Raw genomic sequence first — 22,189 nt, 5'->3', positions numbered from 1 at the left:
GACCGTCGGCCACGGTGCCAACGGGACCGACGGAGTGATCAGGTCATCCTGTCAGCGCAGCAGCGGCAGGGAACCGCAGATCCGGTCCACGGCCTTGCGCGGCCCGGCCAGCAGGACAGCCTGCGGGATATGCGCATCCAGGGGTTCTGCAGTGATCCGGACCGTATAGTCGGCATAGTCGCGCGCTACGAAAGCGGCACGCATATAGGCCAGCCGGATCGGCAGATCGACGGCCTTGGCGAACAGAAGCGGCAGGTCTTGTGCCGGCGCGCCGAGAACCGGCATTGCGACGGTTGTGATCCCGGCAAGGGCAATGCCGTCCTCGGTGGGCGTATCCGCGCCGACAAGATCGGGGCGCAGTTTTCCCAGGCTCATGGCCAGAACAGCGGAGAAATTCGCCTTGAGGCCGGTCGGCAGCGTTTCATCCAGAATAATCGCGGGTTTGAATGACATGGCAGTATCCTTTCGCACGACGCCATGTCATGCGGATGGAAACCGGGTCTTGGACAAAATTGACCTTCAGTGCCGGATGAGCGCACCGGGCGTCACGCCGTATTGGCGGCGGAAATGACGGATCAGATGGGCTTGGTCGTAAAAACCCGCCGCAACCGCAGCCTCGACCGCAGGCGCGCCATCGAGCAGCAGGCGACGGGCATGGCCTAGACGGGCGCGGACCACATGGCCGCGCGGTGTCAGGCCGGTGGCACGAACGGTGCTGCGGATGAGATAGGACGGATTCAGGTCGACCGCAGCCGCGAGCTCGGACAGGCTTAACGCTTTGCCGGCGGCAACGCCATCCTCGATAAACGCGAGCATGATGCGTATCGCAGATGGCTCATTTCCCGGCCGGCGCAGCACGGCACGGCCGTAATGCGCAAAAGCCTGCGACAGCACCGCATGGACGGCCTCTTCCACGGCCAGCCGATGATCGGCCATCTGCACACTGTTGAGGCATTGGGCAAGCCGAGCCAGAGCCTCGGACAATTGGAAACCGCGATCACGGGGCGCGATCTCGGCAAAGCCGGGAAGCTCTCGCACACCCAGAACCGCACGCACCGCCGCCTCGGAAGCATATAGCATGTTGTAACGCACCCGCTCGGCGGCTGCGTGGCCAGTATGAGCCTCCTCCGGGTTCATCAACGAGAGCGAGCCGGCGGGCAGGACCATGCTTTCACCACGGCAGAGATAACCGCCCGCACCTTCGGCAATGGCACCAATGGCAAAGCCCTCATGTGCATGCCGGGAAAAGGTCTGCGTACTGAAGGCAGCTTCGAAAAAATCGATGCCGTAAAGCCACCCGAGATGATGATAACGATTGTGTTGCATGCACCCGTATATCTTGCGGCGCGTCGTCTATGCGCACAGGTGTGCATTGATCGACAGGACCCGTCCAATCCTAGGTTTCACGAAGCAATTTCGGAACCTCGATCAACGGATATATCCCGATTATCGCCGCATTGAAATCATCTGCCGGTTCAGGGATATCACTCGCTCGGGGACATCAAGACCAGGGTGCCTGCCCCCCGCTCGCACACATGCGAACGGGGGAGCTTCCGAAGCCTTCACAGACAACGATGCCCCGGCATTCCTCGGTCTGCCTCGAAGCATACGGATTGCAGAGCAGCCGGGGCGGTCATCATCGGCAAACGCGTTACTCGACGCCGTAGATCCGGGCGATGTCGGCGAGCATCAGCCGTGCTGCGATGATGCCGCCGGCAGTGTTCCAGACAGCATCCGAAACGGCGTGGACCCTGCCGGCCTGAACCGCGGAAAGGGATTGCCAGAGCGGATCGTTCAACACATCTTCTTCCATCGCCTCGCCCTCGCCGTTTCCGGTTTCCCAGGTGAAGTAGAAGATACGGTCGCCATCCATATCGGGAATGCTTTCCTTGCCGGTACGGATCGCGAAGGCGTCGACGTTCTGGTTTTCGGGCCGAGCGAAGCCGATATCCTTCAACAGCACGCCTGAGAAGCTGTCGAGCTGATAGATGCGGATCTGTCCCGGCAGAAAACGGATGACAGAGACCTTTTCATCGACGGCATCGCCGAGTTTCGAGCGCAGATCGGCAACGGCCTTGTCATAGCCGGCAATCGCCTCCCTGCCCTTTTCCTCCTGCCCGAGTGCTTCGGCATAGAGTTCGAAGTTCACCTTCCAGTCGCCGCGCAGCTCCTCCGACATCACCGTCGGCGCAATGGCGGAAAGCTGCGGATAGATTTCCTCGTGACGCTGGCGATTGGCAAGAATGAGATCCGGTTCAAGGGCTGCGACCAGTTCGAGATTGACCGCCGTTTCCTTGCCGACAGGCACGGCATCGCCCATTGCCTCCTCGATATGATCCCACCAGGGGTCGCCATGCCAGGAATTGACGGCGCCGACGGGCTGCACGCCAAGGGCCAGAACGGCTTCCGTTCCCTCGTTGGTGAGAACCACCACTCGCTGCGGTTCGTCGGGCACGCTCACGGTCCCCATGGCATCCTTCACCTCGCGCGCGGAAAGGGGCGCGGAGCAGAGGCCTATCGCCAGAGCCACGAGCGTGGCGAATTTGAACAAGGACGACATATGATTCCTCAAGTTGATTATCAATTTCATATTTTTCTTTAAAGTTGACCTTTCCACTCCGCAATGCCAAATCGTCCACAAAAAGGATGGAACGGTCGTGATACGCCCCCTGTTGCTGCTGCTTCTGACATTGCTGATTGCCGTGATCGCCAGCCTGCATCTCGGCGTGCACATCTATGGCCCGGCGACGGTGTGGTCGACCTTTGCCGGCGGCGGCGACAGCACGCACGACATCATCATCCGCACATTGCGGTTGCCGCGCACGCTCAACGCCGTGCTGACAGGCGCCGCGCTTTCGCTTTCGGGCCTCTTCATGCAGGCCGTCACCCGCAATCCCCTTGCCGAACCGGGGCTTCTGGGCGTCAATGCGGGGGCCGCCTTCGCGGTCACCTTTGGCCTTGTGCTGTTTGGCGTCCTTTCGACTGCCGGCATCGGCCTTATCGCCATTGCCGGCGCGCTGGCGGCGGCAGCGCTGGTGTTCGGCCTTTCCGGCGCGCTCGGCCCCGAAGCCGGGCCAACCGGCATCCTGCTTGTCGGCGTGACCGTGGCTGCCATGCTCGCCGCGCTCACCCAGCTCATCCTGCTTCTTGACGAGACGGCGCTTGAAACCCTGCTGTTCTGGCTTTCCGGCGGGTTCGCCGACCGGCCGCTGCCGCTGCTTTGGATCGGCGGCGGCGCGCTCATCGCCGCTGTCGCCGGCGCGGTGTTGCTCGCCCCCTCCGTCGATGCGCTGCGGCTCGACGATCACAGCGCCAGAGGCATCGGCGTCAATGTGGCCCGCACGCGCCTTGTGGCGCTGACGCTGGCGGCCCTGCTTTCAGCAGGCGCGGTCGCCATGTCGGGACCGGTGACCTTTCTCGGCCTGATCGCCCCGCACATCGCCCGGCGACTAACGGCACAGCGGCCGGGTTTTGCCGCACTAGCGCTGCTGACCATGCTGACCGGCGCGATCATCGCGGTTTTCGCCGACATTCTCGCGCGGCTGATCGTGGCGCCCGGCGAAGCGCCCATCGGCGCCGTGCTGGCTTTTGTCGGCGTGCCCTTCCTGATCCATCTGCTGCGGGCAAAGCGGCTGCGCGAGGTCGGTGTGTGAGGAATACTGCGTTCCGTATAGCCGTCTTGCTGCTGCTGTTGACCGGCTGCCTGATCCTGGCGTCCGGGCTCGGTTCGAGCTTTATCGGCCCTTCGCGGGTGACGGCGGCACTGCTCGGCCATGGCAGCCGGACCGATGCAATCATCGTCTGGACGCTGAGGCTGCCCCGCGTTGCGCTGGCCACCCTTGCCGGCATGGCGCTCGGCCTCTCCGGCGCGCTGCTGCAACGCGCGCTGCGCAACCCCATGGCCGCCCCCTCCATTCTCGGCATCACCGATGGCGCGGCACTCGGCGTGGTCACCTTCCTTTGGCTTTTTTCCGACCAGGCCAATGTGCTGACGGTTTCGATCCACTGGCAGCCGGTGGCCGCCGTCATTGGCGCCTGTGCCTTCGCGTTCCTCGCCGGAATGCTGACGCTCGCCGATCGGAGCCGTCGCGATCCGGTCCGGCTCATTCTTTACGGCATCGCCCTTGCGGCATTGGCCAAGGCCTGCGTTACGCTGATGATGATCGTCGGCCCGGTCTACCGCGCCAGCCAGGCCCTGCAATGGATCACCGGATCCGTCAGCGCCGCCCACTGGATGGATGTCGGCGTGGTGGCCGCGGGGCTTGCCCTCAGCGTTCCGGTCCTCATTCTCATGCGCCTGCCGATGCGCCAGATCGTGCTCGATCAGCAGACGGCGATGACGACCGGGCTGGCGGTCGACCGCAGCCGGATCGGGCTTCTGGTGCTTTCGGTTCTGCTGACCGCGCTTGCGATTTCGCAGGTCGGCGCGATCGGGTTCGTAGGCCTGATCGCGCCGCATGCGGCCCGTCTGTTTCACGGGCAGTTCCGGCCCGGATATCTGCTGGCCACCGCGCTCATCGGCGGCATTCTGGTGCTCGCCGCCGATACGCTGGCCCGCACGATTGCAAGCCCGCTGGAACTGCCGGCAGGCGCGGTGACAGCGCTGATCGGCGCGCCGCTTTTCCTCTCGCTTGTCCTCAGGAGGCATCGACGCAATGGCTGACACCCTCGCCACCCTCACCGCGCTTTCGGCAGATTACGACGGCTTCAGGGCGCTCGATGAGATCGACCTCGTTCTCCCCGAAGAAAAGGTGATTGCCTTTTGCGGACCGAATGGCAGCGGCAAATCCACCGCGCTGAAAGTGCTGCGGGCGCTCCACATGCCGCAATCCGGGACGGTCGACATCGCCGGACGGCCGCTTGCCGACTGGACCGCCCGGGAGCTTGCGCGCGAAATCGCCATGCTCAGCCAGTCTCCCGACGCACCCTCGGACATGACGGTCGCGGATCTCGTCATGCTTGGCCGTTACGCCCGGCGCAGCCGTTTCTCCGCTCCCTCCGTCGAAGATGCGCAAGCGGTCGACCGCGCGCTGGAGAAAACCGGGTTGCAGGCCCTTCGCGAGCGCAGCCTCGGACAGCTTTCGGGCGGGCAGGTTCAGCGCGCCTGGATCGCGATGACGCTGGCCCAGGAGGCGCCGCGCATCTTCCTCGACGAGCCGACCAACCATCTCGACATCTGCCACGCACTGGAAATCCTCGATCTGCTGCGCGTGCTGAACCTGCGGGAAAAGCGCAGTTTCGTCATCGTTCTGCACGACCTCAACCACGCCCTGCGCTACTCAGATCACGTGGTCCTGTTCGATGACGGGAAGATTGCCGCCGAGGGGCCGACATCCGAAGTGCTGACGGCGGAGCGGATCAGCGCCGTGTTCAACATCGATTGCCGCATGCTTGCGCTGCCGGGCGAGGACAAGCCTGTCATCGTGCCCTTTGCCCGGCCGGGCGCGACGGTCTGACCGTTTTTCTACCGGCCGGCACTTGCCGCCGGCGGCAGGGTCACATCATAGACTGCGGCAAGATCATCGAGCATGGCCTGCGCGGCAAACCAGCCGCCCGCCGTCGCCCAGACGCCGTCATCCACCGCATGGACGCGCCCGGCTTCGACCGCGCCGAGGCGGACCCACAGCGGGTCCGACAGAAACGCATCCGCCATCTGTTGTCCCTTGCCGTCGCCGCTGTCATAGGTCAGCCAGAAAATCCGGTCGCCATCCATGTCCGGAATGCTCTCGCGCCCCACCGCAAGCGAGAGGCCATCACCCTGCTGCTGGACGGGCCGGGAAAAGCCGACATCGGACAGAACATGGCCCAGAAAACTGCCTTCCAGATAAAGATAGGTCTGGCCCGGCACGAAGCGCACAACGGAGATGCGCTCGCCGGTGCGTTCGCCAAGTCCGGCACGCAATGCTTCGACACGGGTTTCATAGGAGGCGAGCGCCGCCTCCCCTTCCGCACTGCGGTTCAGCGCGTTGGCAACAAACGCCAGATTGTCCTGCCACGCACCGAGCCCTTCCACGAAAACGGTCGGCGCGATCGCCGAAAGCTGGCCGTAGATTTCCTCATCCCGCTTGCGGCTGCCGATGATGAGATCGGGCTGAAGGGCTGCGACCAGTTCAAGGTTTACCGCCAGCTCGGAGCCCAGAACCTCGGCGCCGGACAGCCTGTCACCAAGATGCGGATACCACGGATCGCCATACCAGGAACGGGTCGCGCCAACCGGCGCCACACCCACGGCAAGTGCGGCTTCCGTGGTTTCGTTCGTCAGCGTGACGATCCGCTGCGGCCGATCAGGCACAGTGGTCGACCCCATCGCGTGATCGATCGTGATTTCAGCGCGCGCCGCCCCTCCCGAGAAAAGACACAGAGAGATGAGCGCGGCCGCAACAAACTTGAATGACATGAACGAAGGCCCCGAAACAATTGCAATTGTCACGGCCATACCTGAGTAAAAAAATCATATTTGTCAACGGCACGCTGTTGTCCGAAGGCGCTAGCAAGCGCGCAGCCGTTTCATTGTGAAATGAGGACCCGCACATTAAGCATCCGTCACCGAACATGTCGTTTACAATCAGTTTTCTGATCGATGAAATGCTTCGCTGAATACGATTTTCATGGACCTGTATCAGGCGATAAACAGACGTTCGCGTTCCGGTAGCGGCCGGAACGGCGCTGACGGCAGGGTCTGGTACCAGAAGGCAACCGAGGCAACGTCATCCTGCATCGGCAGCCACTTTCCGTTATACCCCCAGCCGATCGCCTGAATGTCGATTGAAAGGCTTTTTTCGAAACGGACCGGGTCCATGATGTGAAAGCGGTACATGCCCATGCGGAACTGCGTCTGATAATCGGAAGACGGCCGGATCAGCTGGTGCAGGCCGGCATAGGGCGTGGTGTAGGTGACATAGGCCCGGTCATGCTTGGGGCTCGGATCGAAATTATATGAACCGCAGAAATAGTCTTCCAGACCGGTCGTGGCGATGGTGGGATAGTCCGCATCGTCATCGATGAAGAATTTGACCTCGCCTTCGCCCCACCAGCCATTATTGTTCGTGCCCCACGCCAGATACATGCCGACGAAATGGCCCTTTCCTTCTATGCCGTCGATGAGGTGGTAATCCGACTTGTAGGGAATGGGGTTGGTCCGGCGGAAATGCGCATGGAAATAGGCCGCATCATCTGGCACATCGGTCAGCGTGTAGTTGATCTGATAGTAGAGCACCATCTGCTCTTCGGCGATATTCGTCATCGTGATCCGGCAACGCCTGCGAAACGGCATTTCCCAATAGCAGTTGAAAGCGCTGCCCGGGTTAACGCAGACCGGGGTGGAGGTCAGCTGTGCGAACGAGCCCCAGCCGGAGCCGAAAAAATCCCCGACAGGCGCTTCCACGGACGGCATTTCGCAATCGTCCCAGTAAATCCGCAGAATGGTGAAGCGCCAGTTTCCGGTTGGCGTCATCCAGATATGCTGGATAGCGCCGGGGCCTTCTATATCCGCCAGTTCCCGCGTTTCGCCCGGGCCGATTTCGATAAACGGCGAAACCTTGACCGGCCTGCCGAATTCGGAGCTTGCATCGGCACTGACGCCATCGGTGGCGCGGCAGGCGCCGCCCGGTTCGCCCGAGGGATTTTCCGGGCAGATCGAACGCGACCGGGCGTCTGAAAGTCTGGAGAGATTACCGAGGCTCATTCCGAGTCCGTTGAAATTTGTCATTCTATAGTCCTGCTGCATTCAGTCCGGCTAACCCCGCATGATTTGCGGGGCGCCGGTTTTCGTGGACATGGAACCAGCCTGTGGCCGATTTTGCCTTATGGGGTTTGGCCAAAGACAATCAGATCCTCGCCGCCATCCTGCGAATAGCGAATTTCAGCATGAACCGTCTTGAAATTGACCGAGAGCGCCGCCCGGTCCGCACCGTTTTCCCATGTCAGGATCAGTGTTTGTGGCGACGGCTGGGTCACGGTGAAACCGCCCTGAAAGGCGGGGTGGGTATTGCGCAGACGGATCAGATCGAACAGGCGCTGCACCATCGGCTTTGCCAGCGCGGTTTCGACCTCTGACGCCGTGTAGTAATGGCGGTTGATATCTCGGCCGTTATGGGTCTTTTCCAGTAGCGCCATGTCGTTCGTGCCGCCAAGCAGGCCGACATAATAGACCTGCGGCACGCCCGGCGCGAAGAACTGCAGTGCGCGGGCGATCAGATAGTCCTCGTCCCGCTGGCCCAGCGCATCGTAATAGGTGGTATTGACCTGGTAGAGGTCGAGATTATTGGCTGCCGCTGCGGTCGATTTCCGGCTTTCGCCATTGGTGCGCGCGTGCATGGTTTCGACCAGATTGTCGATCTGCGGGCCGGTGAGCAGGCCAGCCCTTCCGTCGGCATGCCGCCCGACATCGATGACGCCGATGCCGTCATGGGTATCGAGCACGGTCACGGCGTTGCGCGGGCTGATCTTCAGCCATTCGGCAAGCGGCGTCGAATCGCCGGTAAACAGCGCATGCAGGACCAGCGGCGGCAGCGCAAAGTCGTAGACCATGTCGACCTTGCGGGCGATATCGATCTGGTCGAGATAGTAGCTGTGTATCTCCACCAGCACTTCCATGCCGCGGGATCGGGCCTTGTGCGCCAGCGTTTCCAGAAATGTGAAGGTTTCAGGAATCATGAAGCAGCTGGTTCCGGCCTTCTTGATGGCATAGCCGGCGGCATCCAGCCGGATCGCGGTGATACCGGCGTCGGCAAAACGGTCCAGAATCCGCTCAAGATAGGCGCTGCCATGCGGCGAATGAACGTCGATATCGATCTGCTGCGGGGTGAATGTCGTCCAGATCAGCTTTTTCTTCCCGTCGGGAAAGGCAATCGGCGTGAAGGAAAAACCCGGGCGCGGACGATAAAGCCTGAGGAGATCGTCTTGCGTGGCGCCGTTCGGAAAGACCTTGTCGAAGGTCAGGAACATATCGGCATATTCCGACCGATCGCCGTTTTCGAGGAAATTCCGGAATGCAGGGGAATTCGCGGAAACATGATTGACGATCATATCCGCCATCACCTCAACCGAGGCCGACAGGTCCAGAACATCGCTCCATGTCCCGAGCCGTGGGTCAACCGTCGTGTGATCGGATGGATCGAACCCGGCATCGGCGCCATCAATGGGATCGAAGAAAGGCAGGGCGTGAACACCGCCGACAATTCCCTTGAGATCGCGTTCGACCAGCGCCTTGAGCGCCTGGAAGCCGCCGCCGGAGAGGCGATCGACATATGTGATAAGCTGAACCTGATTTTTCATTTTGCACCCTTTTCGTTGCCATCTGTGGCGGCCACTTCAGGCCTTGTCCGAGACAGACACAATAACCTCATATGGCCGCAATGCGATTGCACCGTAGAGGGCAGGCGGCGCCGGATAATTGTTCAGCAGAATTTCGCCGCCGGGCCGGCTGTCCTGCGGCAGGGCAAACCGAACCGTCTCGCCGGTGAAGTTGGCGACCACTGTCAGCATCCGGGCATCGTTTTCGCGCCGATAGGCAAAAACCGAGCGGTCGTCTTGTGCAAGAGGAACATACCGGCCGTCTGTGACAACCGGATACCGATGCCGCAAGGCGATCAGCTTCCTGTAATAGGAATATATTCCATCGGGATTTTTCCGGTCAGCGGCGACATTGATTTCACGGTAGTTCGGATTGACGTCGATCCATGGCTTGCCGGATGTGAAGCCGGCCTGGGGCAGATTATCCCACTGCATCGGGGTCCGGGCGTTTTCACGGCCATTTGCGCTGACGCCCCTGAAAAAGTCCTCCTGCGACACGCCGGCGGCGATTTCAGCCTTGTAGTGGCCCAGCGTCTCGACATCGCGGAACTGGTCGACATCAGTAAAACGGCAATTGGTCATGCCGATTTCCTCACCCTGATAGATAAAGGGCGTGCCTTTCATCAGATGCATCACCGTGGCCAGCATCTTTGCCGACTGGACACGAAAAATCCCGTCATCGCCGTATTTGGAAACCTGTCGCGGCAGGTCGTGATTGGAAAGGAACAGTGCGTTCCACCCGTCATCAGCGAGAATATCCTGCCATTCGCTGAAGATGGACTTGAATTGCACCAAGTCGAAAGGCCGAGGCTTCCACTTGCCGTGAACGGTGTCATGATCGGCAATCACATGGTTGAACTGGAACACCATGGAAAGTTCCTGCCGGTCCCTGCCGCAAAACAGAAGGGCGTTTTCCCGCGTCGCCGACCATGTTTCGCCGACCGTCACCACATCGCGTCCTGCGAGCGTCTTCTCATGCATTTCCTTCAGAAAGCCATGAAGATAAGGCCCGCTTTCAAAAATGCCGGCATCCACATCCTTGCCGATAAGGTCGATGACATCCATACGGAAGCCCGCAATGCCGCGGTCGAACCACCAGTTCATCATGTCGTAGATCTCGGCGCGCAAAGCCGGGTTCTGCCAGTTCAGATCGGGCTGAGCCGCACTGAAATATCCAAGGTAGTATTGGCCGATTTCCGGCACGAAATGCCAGGCCGGTCCGCCAAATGCGGCCTTCAGATCGCTTGGCGGACCGCCATCCGGCTTAGGGTCCCGCCAGATGTAGAAATCGTGTTCGGGCGCATGAATGTCGAGACAGGCTTTTTGGAACCAGCGATGCTGATCGGAACTGTGATTGACCACGAGATCCATGACAATGCCGATGCCGCGCTTGCGGGCCTCGGCAACGAGATTGTCGAAATCGGACAACGTTCCGAAAACCGGGGCGATATCGCGATAGTCGGAAATATCGTAGCCATTGTCGACCATCGGCGAGCGATAGACCGGCGACAGCCAGATAAAGCCGATCCCCAGATCGGCCAGGTGGTCTAGCCTGGAAACGATACCCGGGATGTCACCGTAACCGTCGCCGTTGCTGTCGCAAAAGCTCAGCGGGTAGATCTGATAGCCCGTCGCCGTCTGCCACCAGGCATAGGTATTTTCCCGAACGGAAGTGATCGCGTTCATTGCGCCGTCTCCGGATTTCAATATTGGTTTGGTTAGCGTTCAGGCAGGGGATGTCCCCGGTCCTCAAAGCGGTAGAGGTGTCCGTCCTGCGGACGAACGCCGATCTCTGCGTTCAGGGCGATCGGACGGGGCTCCTTCAGCCGGACATTCAGCGGTTCTTCGGCCCCGATATCGAGATAGATATAGGCATCGGAACCGAGGTTTTCGGTGTGAACCACCTTGCCGGACCATAACGGATCGCTGTCGACGATATCGATATGTTCCGCACGGACGCCAAGCGTGTGGCAATCGAAAGCCGCACTGAACCGATCTGTCAGGAAATTCATCTTCGGCGAACCGATAAAGCCCGCGACGAAGATGGAATTGGGGTGCTCGTAAAGTTCTTCGGGCGTCCCCACCTGCTCGATCATGCCGTCGCGCAGAACGCAAATGCGGTCGGCCAGCGTCATCGCCTCGACCTGGTCATGCGTGACATAGATCTTGGTGACGTCCGGCATGGTCTGGTGAAGCTTTGAGATTTCCAGCCGCATGGCCACCCGCAGCGCCGCGTCGAGATTGGACAGCGGCTCGTCGAACAGAAAGACGCGCGGATCGCGCACCAGCGCCCGGCCGATGGCCACGCGCTGCCGCTGACCGCCGGAAAGCTGCCGCGGCAGACGGTCCAGCAGGTGGTCGATCTGCAGCATTTCCGCTGCCTTGACGACGCGGTTGCGGATATCCTCCTTGCTGGCCTTCAACAGTTTCATGCCGAAGGCCATGTTGTCGTAGACCTTCATATGGGGGTAGAGCGCATAGGACTGGAAGACCATCGCGATGCCCCGTTCGGACGGCACCTTGTTGTTGACCCGCTCATCGTCGAAATAAAGGTCGCCGGAGGTGATATCGCCGAGCCCGGAAATCAGCCGCAGAAGCGTCGACTTTCCGCAGCCCGACGGCCCGACGAAGACCATGAATTCACCGCTATGGATATCCAGATCGACGCCTTTGATGACTTCCAGCTTGCCGTAGGACTTGCGTACATTCTTGAGTTTGATGTCAGCCATGATCGGCCTCCCTATCCTTTTACCCCGCCTGCGGTGAGACCCGCGACGATTTTGCGCTGGAAGATCAGCACCAGAACGATCAGCGGCACGGTTACGACCACCGATGCAGCCATGATCGTTCCCCACGGCGTTTCGAATTCCGAACCGCCCGAAAGAAGCGCGATGGCAACAGGAACAGTGCGCTGGGTTTCCGAGGCGGTGAATGTCAGTGCGAACAGGAATTCATTCCACGCGCCGATGAAGGCCAGAAGACCCGTCGTGACCAGCGCCGGCCACAAAAGCGGCAGGAAAACCCGCGTGATGATCACCCACGGCGTGGCGCCGTCCACGATTGCAGCCTCTTCGATTTCGACAGGCAACTCCCGCATGAAGGTCGTCAGGATCCAGACGGTGAATGGTAGTGTGAAAATCGTGTAGCTGACGATCAGCGCCCACGGCGTGTTGAAAATGCCGACGAAACGGATGAGCTCGAAAAGCCCCGACAGAACCGCGATCTGCGGAAACATCGAAACGGCCAGAATGGTGACCAGAAGCACGGACCGGCCGCGAAACGAGACGCGCGACAGAGCATAGGACGCAGTAACTGCCAGAAACAGGCACATCACAACCGTGCATGTGGCGATGAAGACGGAATTCGCCAGATTGCGCAGAAACGTCCGTTGCGTCAGGATGGTTACGTAGTTCTTGAAGTCCAGCGCATCGGGATAATAGTGCACCCGGAAAAGCTCCGTACCCGACAGGAAGCTGGACTGAAGCGCATAGTAGAACGGGAAAACCGCAAAAACCACGATTGCCGTGACCGCGAGATAAAACCCCGCTTTCTTGATCAAATATGTCGGGCTCATCGTGCATCCTCCCCGCCAAGATTAACCCGTCCGAGCCAGATGTAGGCGGCAACGAAAATGGCGATAATTGCGAACAGAAGGGTCGACTGCGCGGAACCGTAAGCGAACTTGTTGAAGTCGATCATGTTCTCCCGACTGATGATCGACATGGTCCGCGTCGCATCCGAATTGGGGGTCAGAACGTAGACGAGGTCGAACATGCGCAGGGCATCGAGCATGCGGAAGATCACCGCCACCATCAGCGCCGGACGGACCAGCGGCAGTGTGACGCGCCAGAAAACCCGGATCGGGTTGACGCCGTCGACCTTGGCGGCTTCGTAGATATCGCGCGGGATCATCTGCAGCCCGGCCAGGCACAGAAGCGCCATGAACGGGGTCGTTTTCCAGACATCGACGGCAATCACGGCGGCCATGGCCGTATGCAGGTTGGCCGTCCAGGCGATCTTCTCCGAGATCAGGCCAAGGTGAAGGAAGATGTCGTTGATGATGCCGTACTGGTCGTTGAGCATCCAGCCCCACATGCGGGCGGAAACGATGGTCGGAATGGCCCAGGGAACGAGGATCGCGGCGCGCACAAGGCCCCGGCCACGAAATTCCATGTTCAAGATGAGTGCGATGGCAAGGCCGATTATCGTTTCCAGCAGAACCGAGACCACGGCGAACTGCACCGTATTCCAGACGGCATTCCACCAGTTCGGATCAACCAGCGCGCCGCGCCAGAGAATACGCCCCGATGACAGCTTGCGCATCGACAGATAATTGTCGAACCCGATCCAGTGGCCGCCATAGAGATTGCTGAGCGTCGTATCGGTGAAGGAGAAATAGATGCTGCGCAGAAGCGGCCATGCGGCAACGCAAAACAGCATGATCAGCATCGGCGCCAGAAACCAGAAGGCTGCTCTCTGGCGGCGCTGGGCCAGACTGCGCTCGTTTCCGAGCGCAGCCGATCCCCGAGAGGATGATTGAAGGGTCATAATACCGGTCCTGAATGTGAAATGCCGGAAAGGCGGCGTTTACCAGGCCGAGCCCTTGACGTCTTCCAGCTCGATCTGAAGGACTTCGAGGTTTTCCGCTGCGGAACCATTGCCGGCAAGGGTCTCGTGAACCGCGGAATAGAACTTCGAGGAGACTTCGTTGTATTTGGTCTTGGTCGGCGCAGAAGGACGAGCGACCGCATTCAGCACCACATCCTTCCATTTCGGAACGATAGCGGCAGCTTCCGCCACGTCGGGGTCATCATAAAGATCGATGATCGTGGGCAGGTTGGCCTGGTGCATGGCGCGATCCTTCTGGGCTTCCCAACCTGCCATGAACAGGGCGAATTCAATCGCAGCCTCCTGATGCTCGGAATATTTCGAAACCGCGATGTTCCAGCCGCCGAGTGAGGCCGCCGGTTTGTCGTCCGGCCCGCCTGAAGGCAAAGGCGCCGTTGCAAATTTGCCCTTGATCGGGCTGCCCTCGGCATCGGCCAGCGTGTAGGCATAGGTCCAGTTGCGCATGAAGGCGGCATTGCCGACCTGCCAGACGCCGCGCGATTCCTCTTCTTCATAGGTCAGCACACCGGGCGGTGAAATCGTACCCACCCAGGAGGCGGCTTCATTCAGCGCGGCCACGGCATTGTCGTTGAAGATATCGATCGTGCCGTCGGTTTCGACAATTTCGCCGCCGCCATAGGATTTGACCCATTCCAGCGCGTTGCAGGTCAGCCCTTCATAAGCGTTGCCCTGCCAGACGAACCCCCAGAAGTCCGGATTGCCTTCGGCGCGCTCGCCATCCTGAATGGTTTTCGCCGCCGCACTCAGTTCATCCCAGGTTTTCGGAACTTCAACGCCGTATTTTTCAAGAAGGTCCGAGCGATAATAGAGAGCCGGCGCATCCGTCCACATGGGCAGGCCAACCAGCCTTCCGTCAACGATCTGGGTATCGACGATTGTCGGGAACATCGTGGCGACGAGATGCTTGCCGGCCTCTCTCATATCGACCAGCTGGTCGGCCATTTGCGGTGCCCAGGACACGTCGATCTGATAGAGATCGACGTCCTTGTTGCCCGCGGCAAGCCACAATCTGTACTGCCCGAACTGATCGGAGGCGGAATTGGGCATCGGAACCAATTTGACGGTATTGCCGGTCTCTGCCGTATAAGCTTCAACGACCTTGTTGAAGTCGGCCTCGGCATAGCTCGACAGATGAGCCGCAAAACTGATCTCGGCGGCAGTGGCGGGGCCGGCCGCAAACGAAGCCGTCGCCATCAGCGCGGCTATTCCCATGAAACTGAAATGATGTCTCGTCATTGCTGTGATCCTCCCGCAGCCGGTGAACGATTTTGCGAAACTATTTATCCGAAACGTTTCGGATAAACCATATGCCCTTGATCGCAAACCTGTCAATTCCCGTTTTCAAAGGATCGTGCCCCGGAGGATCTAGGCGTTGGTAACGTCCGCGACAGAGCTGTTTTCGACGAAGCTGTATGGGATCAGTTTCTGGGATTCGGCAACCGGTCTTCCCTCGATTGCCGCAATCAGGAAATCGGCCAATGGCGCCCAGCTTTCGGAAATCGGCGAACGTGTCACCGTCAACGACGGCGCAAAATTATCCGGAAAGACAGGCGGCACGACATCGTCATGAGCAACAACGGAGACGTCTTCGGGAACACGCAGGCCGAGCGCAGCGAGTGCGGAATAAACACCCTGTGCTATCAAAAGGTTAGAGCAGATTATCGCGGTTGGCCTCTCGCCCCCGGCAGAAAACATCCTGACGGTTGACGTCATCCCCAGCGCTTCGGTCATCTGGCCGTTATGAAGCCACTTGCGCGGCAGGCTGAGGCCGTTTTCCTTCAACACATCGCAAACACCCTGATACCGGTGTTCCACAAAGAATAAGGGCCTGACACCGGAAATAAGGGCAATCCGTTTATGTCCCCTTACGATCAGGTATGAGGTCAACCTGCGTCCGATGGCATAATTGTCGATATCGACAAACGGGTAGTCCGGCTGCATGGAGCTGCGACCATGCACAACATAGGGGATGCCCGCTTTCTGAAGGTGCCGAATGCGGATATCCTTCTGCTGCGGACTGGTAATAACAAAACCATCAAGCGAGCCGCCCCGCGCCAAACGATCAAACACCGGTATGATGTCGGGGCTGTCGGGCGCTGTTTGCGATGGCGTCAGATGAAGCACAAACTGGATACCGCGTTCGGAAAAGGCGGCCGAAAGGCCGGTAACCGTTTCAAACAGGCTGATATCCCGTGTGATGCCGTCATAGCTTCTTTCGATAAATCCGACGACGCCGGAACGGCCAGAGACGAGCCGCCTTGCTGAAAGATTTGGGATATAGTTCAACTCTTTAGCGGCTTCTTCAACACGCAGACGCGTATCGGCATTGACGTCGCTGTGTCCGTTGAGCGCGCGACTGACCTGCGTAACGGAAAGGCCGAGATAGTGGCTGAGATCACGCAATGTCGTCATGGCTGAATAAACTTTCCTTGTGGCGGATTCCGCATCTCCGATCACTGTCCGAAAATCCGTAACCTTTCGGAAAAAACAATGATCCGGATCGGTCTATTGTCCGCAGAAATCACAGGACAAAATTAGCGTCAGTGCTGCTTGCTTGTCCACTGTTCGCCAACAAATCCACGGTCGCGCTCTGCGTCCCGTGGTCGTTTCCATACAAGATATGCCCTTCCCCGACCCTGCTTATGCGTCAGGACAGAGCCGCGCAAAAAAATCATCCCATTCTTCGAGGAGATCAACGCCATCAGGATTCCTGAGCCAGCGCAGCTGCAGGCCATCCATCGCCGCCAGGATCTGCCGCGACAAATGCGCAGCATTCGCGACCTCCGGCATCGCGCGCCTGAAAAGAGAAAGCGCAAGCTCTTCCCGGTCGCGGAAATAGGAGTAGGCAGGATGTGTTGGCTCCAGCGCCTCTGCATTGAGCACGCTGTAAAGCCTCACAATTTCCGGCTGCGTCACATTGCGTTGGATCAGCGCCGTGCAGAGCCGGCGCAATGAAACCGGAAGCGGGTCAATATCGACATCATTGCGCCGAATACTCAGCAATTCAGCAAGCGCTCTGAAATCCGCCTCGTCCCGATATTCCAGAACGGCAATAAGCAGACGCGCCTTGTTGGAAAAGTGGTGCAGGACACCGGCCTCGGTAATGCCGCAGGAGATCGCCACATCTCTCAGCGTCACCCCCCAAAACCCCCTTTCGGCGATCAAACCGGTGGCAGCCTGAAGAATCTGCTCGCGCCGCTGCCCGGCGGGCATCCGTTCACGTGAATGTCGGGGCGGGGTAACGGCACTGGGGGACAAGGAGGCTGCCTTCTTTACGATAATCAGAAGCAGTCTCTTAGCACATCGGGCTGGCGGAAGGAAACCTGACAACACGGCTTTACTAAATACCTAGTATGTATTAAGTAGTGAGTGTTGCGATTTTTCTGGGAGGAAAACATGAACAATCAAGACACCACCTTTCAGGCCGAAACCTTCAGCCGCGCCGTCCGCATCGTGCGTGACGGTGGCGATCCGGCACGAGAGGCCCGCGCACTGTACGATGCCATGACGCCGGACGAGCGCCTGGGACTGCTCGACGGCGACCAGCCTTTCTGGGAAGGCATGCTCAGCATGGCGAAGGAAGGTTACAACCTTTATCCCTATGTCATGGGCGCAGTCGAAAGACTTGGCGTTCCGGGGGTCCGTTTTGCCGACGGGCCACGCGGATCGGTGCTGGGCAATTCGACCTGTTTCCCGGTCTCGATGGCCCGCGGCGCAACCTGGGACGTCGCGCTTGAAGAGCGGGTCGGCACGGCGATCGGCGAAGAAATCCGTGCGCTGGGCGCAAACTTCTTCGGCGGCGTCTGCATCAACCTGCCGCGCCATCCCGCCTGGGGCCGGGCGCAGGAAACCTATTCGGACCAGCCCGTGATCCTCGGCGAAATGGGAGCAGCACTGGCGCGCGGCATCCAGACCAATGCCATGGCCTGCGTCAAGCATTTTGCCCTCAACAGCATGGAAAATGCCCGTTTCACGGTGGATGTCTCAATCGATCAGGCCGATCTGCACGAAACATTCCTGCCGCATTTCAGACGTGTTATCGACGAAGGCGCCTTTGCCGTCATGAGCTCCTACAATTCCGTCAACGGCACATGGTCGGGACAGAATGCCGACCTTCTGACGGCGACATTGCGCGACACCTGGAATTTTTCGGGTTTCGTGATCACCGATTTCATCTGGGGCATGCGCGACGGTGGCCTCGCCCTCGCCGCCAGTCTGGACGTTGAAGCTCCGTTGCGTCAGCAGCGCGGCGAGCGGCTCTCCGCCGATCTTGAATCCGGCAAGTGCACCTGGGAACAGGTGGAACGCGCCGGTCTGCGCATTCTCGCAACCGAGCTGCGCTTTTATGCCACGCGGAACGAGAATGAACCGGATGCCGCCGTGGTCGCTTCAGCCGACCATGCGGCATTGGCGCGTGAAGCCTCGGCCCGCTCCATGGTGCTGCTGCGCAACGAAACGGCGGACAATGCACTTGTTCTGCCGCTCACGCCGGCAAGCCTGTCCTCGCTCGCGGTTGTCGGTCGGCTTAGTGACACCGCCAATACCGGCGACCACGGCTCTTCGGACGTTCGTGCACCCTATGTCGTCACACCCCTTGCAGGCATCAAGAAGGCGCTGGAAGGCACGAATGTCACCGTCCGCGCCGAGACAGACGGCAATGCGGAAAAGGCCGCGGCCATTGCCGGTAAATGCGATGCCGCCATTGTCATTGTCGGATACACCTCAGCCGATGAAGGGGAGTTTGTCGACGGGTCCGTGGCCAGTCGCGAGGACCTTCTGGCGCTTTATCCCGAACCGAAATCCGACGGTGAACGGAAAATGCGCCAGGAAGCGCTGCAGGCCATGGGCGGCGGCATGAGCGTTGTCGGCGGTGACAATGTCGGCGGAGACCGGCAGTCACTTGCGCTTCCCGCCGAAGATGTCGCCCTGATCAGGGCGGTGGCTGCGGCCAACCGGCGCACGATCGTCGTCATCCAGACTGCCGGAGCAGTCATCATCAATGACTGGAAAGACCAGGTTCCCGCCATCCTGATCGGCTGGTATGCCGGCATGGAAGGCGGCAATGCGCTGGCCGATATCATCTTTGGGAAGGCGAACCCCTCCGGCCGCCTGCCCTATCCGATCCCTGCGGCCATCAACGACACCCCCTTCTTCGACCGCGATGCCGCATCCATAACCTATGACCGCTGGTACGGTCAGAGGCTGATGCAGAAAAATGGCGTCAGCGCCGATTTTCCGCTTGGTTTCGGTCTTTCCTATTCTGCCTATGCGCTCGAAGCGCTGACGGCCGAATTGCACGGAACAGACCAGATTCGCGCCCGGCTCACCGTGGCCAATTCCGGAACGATGGACGGATACCATGTGGTGCAACTTTACGGCACGCGTCTTGATGGCGACCGCAAGGGCGAGCGCGAACTGCTTGGCTTTGCCGCAGTCGCCCTGAAGGCAGGCGAACAGCAGCCGATAACGATAGACGCATCCCTGCAGCCTCTCGGCCACTGGGATACCGAAACCCGAACGATGCGCCTGCCATCCGGACAGGTCCGTATCGAAGCGGCCTCTTACTGGGGCGATCCCGATTCCCTCTCAGCCAATATCAATGTCGAAGGCCCCTGAGCGCCGTCGAACAGTGCGGCGCCGGACCATCTCTCTCCCGGTCCGGCGTCGTCTGGTTGATCCAATCGGAGTTTATCCCCATGACCAATCTGTCATCTGCACAGAATGATTCTGTCTTGAACTGGTCGGCGACTGTCTCCAATGAACAGCAGCCGAAAACCCCTTATCGTCTTGGCATTGCCCTTTGTGCCGGCGTGCTGCTCTGGCTCGGTCCCTATATCGGCACGGCCACGGTGCTTCTGCCCGCCCGCGTTGCCATCATCGATCCCGCCAACAAGGCCAACATCGTGGCCATGCTGTCCGTCTCGGCCATGATCGTCGCCACGATTGCCAATATCCTGATCGGTGCATTTTCCGACGTGACACGTTCTCGTTTCGGCCGCAGAACACCGTGGCTCATCATTGGCTCGGCCGGGTCCGCGGCAATGCTTCTGATTATGGGAAGAACGGAAAGCGTGACGCTTCTGCTCATCGAATGGTGCGTTTTTCAGGTGTTTCTGAATGCCATCGTCGCACCGTTGCTCGCCGTGATTTCAGACAGAATTGCACCGGCCCATCGCGGCACGATCTCATCGATCTATGCCTTCGGCTTTACCATGGGCATCTTTGGCGGTCAGTTCATCAACGCCCCGTTTTCTGGGCGACCTGATGACCGGGTTCATCTGCATGGCCATACTCATCCTTCTGTCCGGGCCGATTGCGGCCCTGATCATGAAAGAGAGCTCCAGCAAGGCAATGCCGAAGCGCTCCTTCAGCCGCGACATGATCCTGGACAATTTCAGTGTTCCCCGCCGGGATGCACGTGACTATTACCTCGCGCTTTTCGGCAAGCTGGCCATCGTCACCGCGACCTTCGCCATTCAGGGGTATCAGCTTTATATCCTGACCGATTACCAGAAAGTCTCCGAAGACAGCGTCGGCGATCAACTCGTTCTGATCTCTGTCATCCTCATGGTTACCGCTCTGGCTATGGCGCTGGTCGCCGGTCCAATTTCCGACCGGATCGGACGCAGGAAGGCACCGGTCATGTTTGTCGGGCTTCTGGTCGCCATCGGCGCTCCGGTTCCATTTCTGTCGACAGAGCCAAGGACGATGCTGGTCTACGCGCTGATCGCCGGACTGGGCAGCGGCATTTTCAACTCCGTCGATCAGGCCCTGAATGTCGAGGTTCTGCCCAATGCCGAAACGGCAGCCAAGGATCTGGGCGTTCTTAACCTCGCCAATACCGGCGGCCAGGTTCTGGGACCGGCCATTGCCGCAATGGCGATCTCGGCTGCGGGGTATCACATGATCTTCCCCGCCGTCGCCATCGTCGCACTCCTCGGCGTCATGATGATCGCGCTGATCCGCAGCGTTCGGTAATTCGGCCATCAACAGCAAAACAGGGCCGCCACCGCGCGGCCCTGTTTTTTTGAGCATATGCACCATTCAGGCAGCGGGATCACCAGTGCCAGAGCGTTCCGTCTTCCAGACGGTTCACCGGGAGGTAAGACCGTTCATAGGGGTAGCGAGCCGCCAGTTCTTCGTTGAATTCAACCCCGTGACCCGGCCCCTGGCCGGGATAGAGGTGCCCCTCGCGCATGGTCCATGTGCCGGAAAAAACCTCCAGCGCCTCGTCCGGATAGCCGGAATATTCCTGAATGCCGAAATTCGGCGCCCAGTAGCCGAGGTGAATATTGCAGGCAAGGCAGACTGGCGACATATCCATCGCGCCGTGAAAACCGGTGCGGACATTGTATACGCCTGCCAGATCCACAACCCGGCGAAGCGGCGTAATGCCGCCGGCATGAACCGATGTCATACGGATATAGTCGATCAGCTGTTCCGTGATCAGCAGCCGCGCATCCCAGATCGTGTTGAACACCTCGCCGACGGCAAGCGGCGTTGTCGTGTGTGCACGGATCTGACGGAACCCCTCCTGATATTCGGCGGCGACGGCATCTTCCATCCAGAACAGGCGGAAGGGCTCGAGATCCTTTCCAAGCCGGGCCGCTTCGATCGGCGTGAGCCGGTGATGAACGTCGTGAAGGAGTTCGACATCCCAGCCAAGGGCATTGCGGGCGGCTTCGAACAGCCCGGGCGTGTGACGGAGATATTTCGACGTCGACCAGAGCTCTTCGCGCGGCAGGTTGTTTTCAGAAGCCGTGTTGGTCGTCGTACCGTCGGCGCCATAGACCGGTGGCAACCCCGGAATACCGGCCTGGATGCGAACCGCGCGGTAGCCCTTTTCGATCAGTGCCCCGGCGGCATCGACAGCCTCGCCGATATCGCTTCCCTGCGCATGGCTGTAGCACATGAGACGGTCGCGGCTGGCGCCGCCCAGAAGGTCATAAAGCGGCATCCCCGCAGCCTTGGCCTTGATATCCCAGAGCGCCATGTCGATGCCCGCAATCGCCGCCATGGTGACCGGCCCCCGGCGCCAGTATGCGCCACGGTAGAGATATTGCCAGATATCCTCGATCCGCGCCGGATCGCGGCCGATCAGGATCGGAACCAGGTGGTCCTCAAGATAAGCCACAACGGCTTTTTCACGCCCGTTCAGCGTCGCATCACCAATGCCCGTCAGCCCCTCGTCGGTATGGATTTTTACGGTCACGAAGTTGCGGCCCGGGCTGCAGACGAAGATTTTCACATCGGTTATTTTCACGGT

Annotated in this window: 20 protein-coding genes; 6 read left to right on the top strand and 14 right to left on the bottom strand. The window is 59.8% G+C overall.

Translation table 11 applies throughout. The features are described from left to right. Nucleotides 1-51: 51 nt before the first annotated feature. The 3 genes from ACHZCU_RS22090 to ACHZCU_RS22080 all read right to left on the bottom strand — a co-directional run bounded on the left by ACHZCU_RS22090 (nucleotide 52) and on the right by ACHZCU_RS22080 (nucleotide 2,560). On the bottom strand, nucleotides 52-453 hold the full coding sequence (locus tag ACHZCU_RS22090) for a DUF2000 domain-containing protein (protein ID WP_319520463.1): 402 nt from the start codon (nucleotides 451-453) through the stop codon (nucleotides 52-54). 66 nt (nucleotides 454-519) lie between these two features. Then, the gene (locus ACHZCU_RS22085) at nucleotides 520-1,326 is read right to left on the bottom strand and encodes an AraC family transcriptional regulator (RefSeq protein ID WP_319520462.1); all 807 of its coding nucleotides are present in this window, start codon (nucleotides 1,324-1,326) and stop codon (nucleotides 520-522) included. Nucleotides 1,327-1,651: 325 nt separating this feature from the next. Next, on the bottom strand, nucleotides 1,652-2,560 hold the full coding sequence (locus ACHZCU_RS22080) for an iron-siderophore ABC transporter substrate-binding protein (RefSeq protein WP_319520461.1): 909 nt from the start codon (nucleotides 2,558-2,560) through the stop codon (nucleotides 1,652-1,654). A gap of 97 nt (nucleotides 2,561-2,657) precedes the next feature. Here ACHZCU_RS22080 and ACHZCU_RS22075 point away from each other — a divergent pair, with 97 nt between their 5' ends. The 3 genes from ACHZCU_RS22075 to ACHZCU_RS22065 are packed head-to-tail and all read left to right on the top strand — an operon-like array spanning nucleotide 2,658 to nucleotide 5,456. Beyond that, on the top strand, nucleotides 2,658-3,653 hold the full coding sequence (locus tag ACHZCU_RS22075) for an iron ABC transporter permease (RefSeq protein WP_319520460.1): 996 nt from the start codon (nucleotides 2,658-2,660) through the stop codon (nucleotides 3,651-3,653). Continuing rightward, entirely contained in the window at nucleotides 3,650-4,663 is a 1,014-nt protein-coding gene (locus ACHZCU_RS22070; RefSeq protein WP_319520459.1) for an iron ABC transporter permease, read from the top strand. The genes ACHZCU_RS22075 and ACHZCU_RS22070 overlap by 4 nt, the downstream gene beginning before the upstream one ends. Beyond that, nucleotides 4,656-5,456 (top strand): ABC transporter ATP-binding protein, encoded by an 801-nt coding sequence (locus ACHZCU_RS22065; protein ID WP_319520458.1) that lies wholly within the window; start codon nucleotides 4,656-4,658, stop codon nucleotides 5,454-5,456. Before ACHZCU_RS22070 ends, ACHZCU_RS22065 begins: the two co-directional genes overlap by 8 nt. An 8-nt stretch (nucleotides 5,457-5,464) precedes the next feature. On the opposite strand, the gene ACHZCU_RS22060 is transcribed toward ACHZCU_RS22065, so the two are convergent. The 10 genes from ACHZCU_RS22060 to ACHZCU_RS22015 form a co-directional block, all read right to left on the bottom strand. Next, nucleotides 5,465-6,397: an iron-siderophore ABC transporter substrate-binding protein gene (locus ACHZCU_RS22060; RefSeq protein ID WP_319520457.1), complete on the bottom strand. Its 933-nt coding sequence runs from the start codon at nucleotides 6,395-6,397 to the stop codon at nucleotides 5,465-5,467. 222 nt (nucleotides 6,398-6,619) lie between these two features. Next, complete coding sequence (locus tag ACHZCU_RS22055; RefSeq protein WP_319520456.1) at nucleotides 6,620-7,708, bottom strand: glycoside hydrolase family 172 protein; 1,089 nt, start codon at nucleotides 7,706-7,708, stop codon at nucleotides 6,620-6,622. Nucleotides 7,709-7,803: 95 nt separating this feature from the next. After that, nucleotides 7,804-9,276: a sucrose phosphorylase gene (gene gtfA, locus ACHZCU_RS22050; RefSeq protein ID WP_319520455.1), complete on the bottom strand. Its 1,473-nt coding sequence runs from the start codon at nucleotides 9,274-9,276 to the stop codon at nucleotides 7,804-7,806. 36 nt (nucleotides 9,277-9,312) lie between these two features. Then, nucleotides 9,313-10,980, bottom strand: a complete 1,668-nt coding sequence (locus tag ACHZCU_RS22045) for an alpha-glucosidase (RefSeq protein WP_319520454.1) — start codon at nucleotides 10,978-10,980, stop codon at nucleotides 9,313-9,315. A 32-nt stretch (nucleotides 10,981-11,012) separates the two neighbouring features. Further along, entirely contained in the window at nucleotides 11,013-12,023 is a 1,011-nt protein-coding gene (locus tag ACHZCU_RS22040; RefSeq protein ID WP_319520453.1) for a sn-glycerol-3-phosphate ABC transporter ATP-binding protein UgpC, read from the bottom strand. Nucleotides 12,024-12,034: 11 nt separating this feature from the next. Further along, entirely contained in the window at nucleotides 12,035-12,868 is an 834-nt protein-coding gene (locus ACHZCU_RS22035) for a carbohydrate ABC transporter permease (RefSeq protein ID WP_319520452.1), read from the bottom strand. After that, nucleotides 12,865-13,842, bottom strand: a complete 978-nt coding sequence (locus tag ACHZCU_RS22030) for a carbohydrate ABC transporter permease (protein ID WP_394706164.1) — start codon at nucleotides 13,840-13,842, stop codon at nucleotides 12,865-12,867. Before ACHZCU_RS22030 ends, ACHZCU_RS22035 begins: the two co-directional genes overlap by 4 nt. Nucleotides 13,843-13,881: 39 nt before the next feature. After that, nucleotides 13,882-15,159, bottom strand: coding sequence for an ABC transporter substrate-binding protein (locus tag ACHZCU_RS22025; RefSeq protein ID WP_319520451.1), 1,278 nt, complete (start codon nucleotides 15,157-15,159; stop codon nucleotides 13,882-13,884). Between the two features lie 129 nt (nucleotides 15,160-15,288). Further along, on the bottom strand, nucleotides 15,289-16,335 hold the full coding sequence (locus tag ACHZCU_RS22020) for a substrate-binding domain-containing protein (RefSeq protein WP_319520450.1): 1,047 nt from the start codon (nucleotides 16,333-16,335) through the stop codon (nucleotides 15,289-15,291). Between the two features lie 228 nt (nucleotides 16,336-16,563). Then, nucleotides 16,564-17,181, bottom strand: coding sequence for a TetR family transcriptional regulator (locus ACHZCU_RS22015; protein ID WP_394706162.1), 618 nt, complete (start codon nucleotides 17,179-17,181; stop codon nucleotides 16,564-16,566). A gap of 138 nt (nucleotides 17,182-17,319) precedes the next feature. On the opposite strand from ACHZCU_RS22015, the gene ACHZCU_RS22010 reads away from it, so the two are divergent. The 3 genes from ACHZCU_RS22010 (at nucleotide 17,320) to ACHZCU_RS22000 (ending at nucleotide 20,901) form a co-directional block, all read left to right on the top strand. Further along, entirely contained in the window at nucleotides 17,320-19,539 is a 2,220-nt protein-coding gene (locus ACHZCU_RS22010; protein WP_319520448.1) for a glycoside hydrolase family 3 C-terminal domain-containing protein, read from the top strand. Between the two features lie 80 nt (nucleotides 19,540-19,619). Further along, entirely contained in the window at nucleotides 19,620-20,345 is a 726-nt protein-coding gene (locus tag ACHZCU_RS22005) for an MFS transporter (RefSeq protein WP_319520447.1), read from the top strand. Continuing rightward, nucleotides 20,251-20,901 carry an MFS transporter gene (locus ACHZCU_RS22000; protein WP_394706161.1) on the top strand — a complete coding sequence of 217 codons (651 nt, stop codon included), beginning with the start codon at nucleotides 20,251-20,253 and terminating at the stop codon, nucleotides 20,899-20,901. The genes ACHZCU_RS22005 and ACHZCU_RS22000 overlap by 95 nt, the downstream gene beginning before the upstream one ends. A 79-nt stretch (nucleotides 20,902-20,980) precedes the next feature. Here ACHZCU_RS22000 and manD read toward each other — a convergent pair whose 3' ends face one another. Further along, nucleotides 20,981-22,186 (bottom strand): D-mannonate dehydratase ManD, encoded by a 1,206-nt coding sequence (manD, locus tag ACHZCU_RS21995; protein ID WP_319520445.1) that lies wholly within the window; start codon nucleotides 22,184-22,186, stop codon nucleotides 20,981-20,983. Nucleotides 22,187-22,189: the final 3 nt, after the last annotated feature.

The organism is uncultured Martelella sp. (assembly GCF_963677965.2).
GTDB classification, from domain to species: Bacteria; Pseudomonadota; Alphaproteobacteria; order Rhizobiales; family Rhizobiaceae; genus Martelella; species Martelella mangrovi.
The sequence above is the reverse complement of the archived record's forward strand: the minus strand, read 5'-3'. Positions and strand labels throughout refer to the sequence as shown.

Excerpts from the sequence above, each read along its gene's own strand:
- ACHZCU_RS22090 (WP_319520463.1), bottom strand. The coding sequence starts at position 453 with ATGTCATTCAAACCCGCGATTATTCTGGATGAAACGCTGCCGACCGGC.
- ACHZCU_RS22085 (WP_319520462.1), bottom strand. The coding sequence starts at position 1,326 with ATGCAACACAATCGTTATCATCATCTCGGGTGGCTTTACGGCATCGAT.
- ACHZCU_RS22080 (WP_319520461.1), bottom strand. The coding sequence starts at position 2,560 with ATGTCGTCCTTGTTCAAATTCGCCACGCTCGTGGCTCTGGCGATAGGC.
- ACHZCU_RS22065 (WP_319520458.1), top strand. The coding sequence starts at position 4,656 with ATGGCTGACACCCTCGCCACCCTCACCGCGCTTTCGGCAGATTACGAC.
- ACHZCU_RS22060 (WP_319520457.1), bottom strand. The coding sequence starts at position 6,397 with ATGTCATTCAAGTTTGTTGCGGCCGCGCTCATCTCTCTGTGTCTTTTC.
- ACHZCU_RS22055 (WP_319520456.1), bottom strand. The coding sequence starts at position 7,708 with ATGACAAATTTCAACGGACTCGGAATGAGCCTCGGTAATCTCTCCAGA.
- gtfA (WP_319520455.1), bottom strand. The coding sequence starts at position 9,276 with ATGAAAAATCAGGTTCAGCTTATCACATATGTCGATCGCCTCTCCGGC.
- ACHZCU_RS22045 (WP_319520454.1), bottom strand. The coding sequence starts at position 10,980 with ATGAACGCGATCACTTCCGTTCGGGAAAATACCTATGCCTGGTGGCAG.
- ACHZCU_RS22040 (WP_319520453.1), bottom strand. The coding sequence starts at position 12,023 with ATGGCTGACATCAAACTCAAGAATGTACGCAAGTCCTACGGCAAGCTG.
- ACHZCU_RS22035 (WP_319520452.1), bottom strand. The coding sequence starts at position 12,868 with ATGAGCCCGACATATTTGATCAAGAAAGCGGGGTTTTATCTCGCGGTC.
- ACHZCU_RS22030 (WP_394706164.1), bottom strand. The coding sequence starts at position 13,842 with ATGACCCTTCAATCATCCTCTCGGGGATCGGCTGCGCTCGGAAACGAG.
- ACHZCU_RS22025 (WP_319520451.1), bottom strand. The coding sequence starts at position 15,159 with ATGACGAGACATCATTTCAGTTTCATGGGAATAGCCGCGCTGATGGCG.
- ACHZCU_RS22020 (WP_319520450.1), bottom strand. The coding sequence starts at position 16,335 with ATGACGACATTGCGTGATCTCAGCCACTATCTCGGCCTTTCCGTTACG.
- ACHZCU_RS22010 (WP_319520448.1), top strand. The coding sequence starts at position 17,320 with ATGAACAATCAAGACACCACCTTTCAGGCCGAAACCTTCAGCCGCGCC.
- ACHZCU_RS22005 (WP_319520447.1), top strand. The coding sequence starts at position 19,620 with ATGACCAATCTGTCATCTGCACAGAATGATTCTGTCTTGAACTGGTCG.
- ACHZCU_RS22000 (WP_394706161.1), top strand. The coding sequence starts at position 20,251 with ATGAAAGAGAGCTCCAGCAAGGCAATGCCGAAGCGCTCCTTCAGCCGC.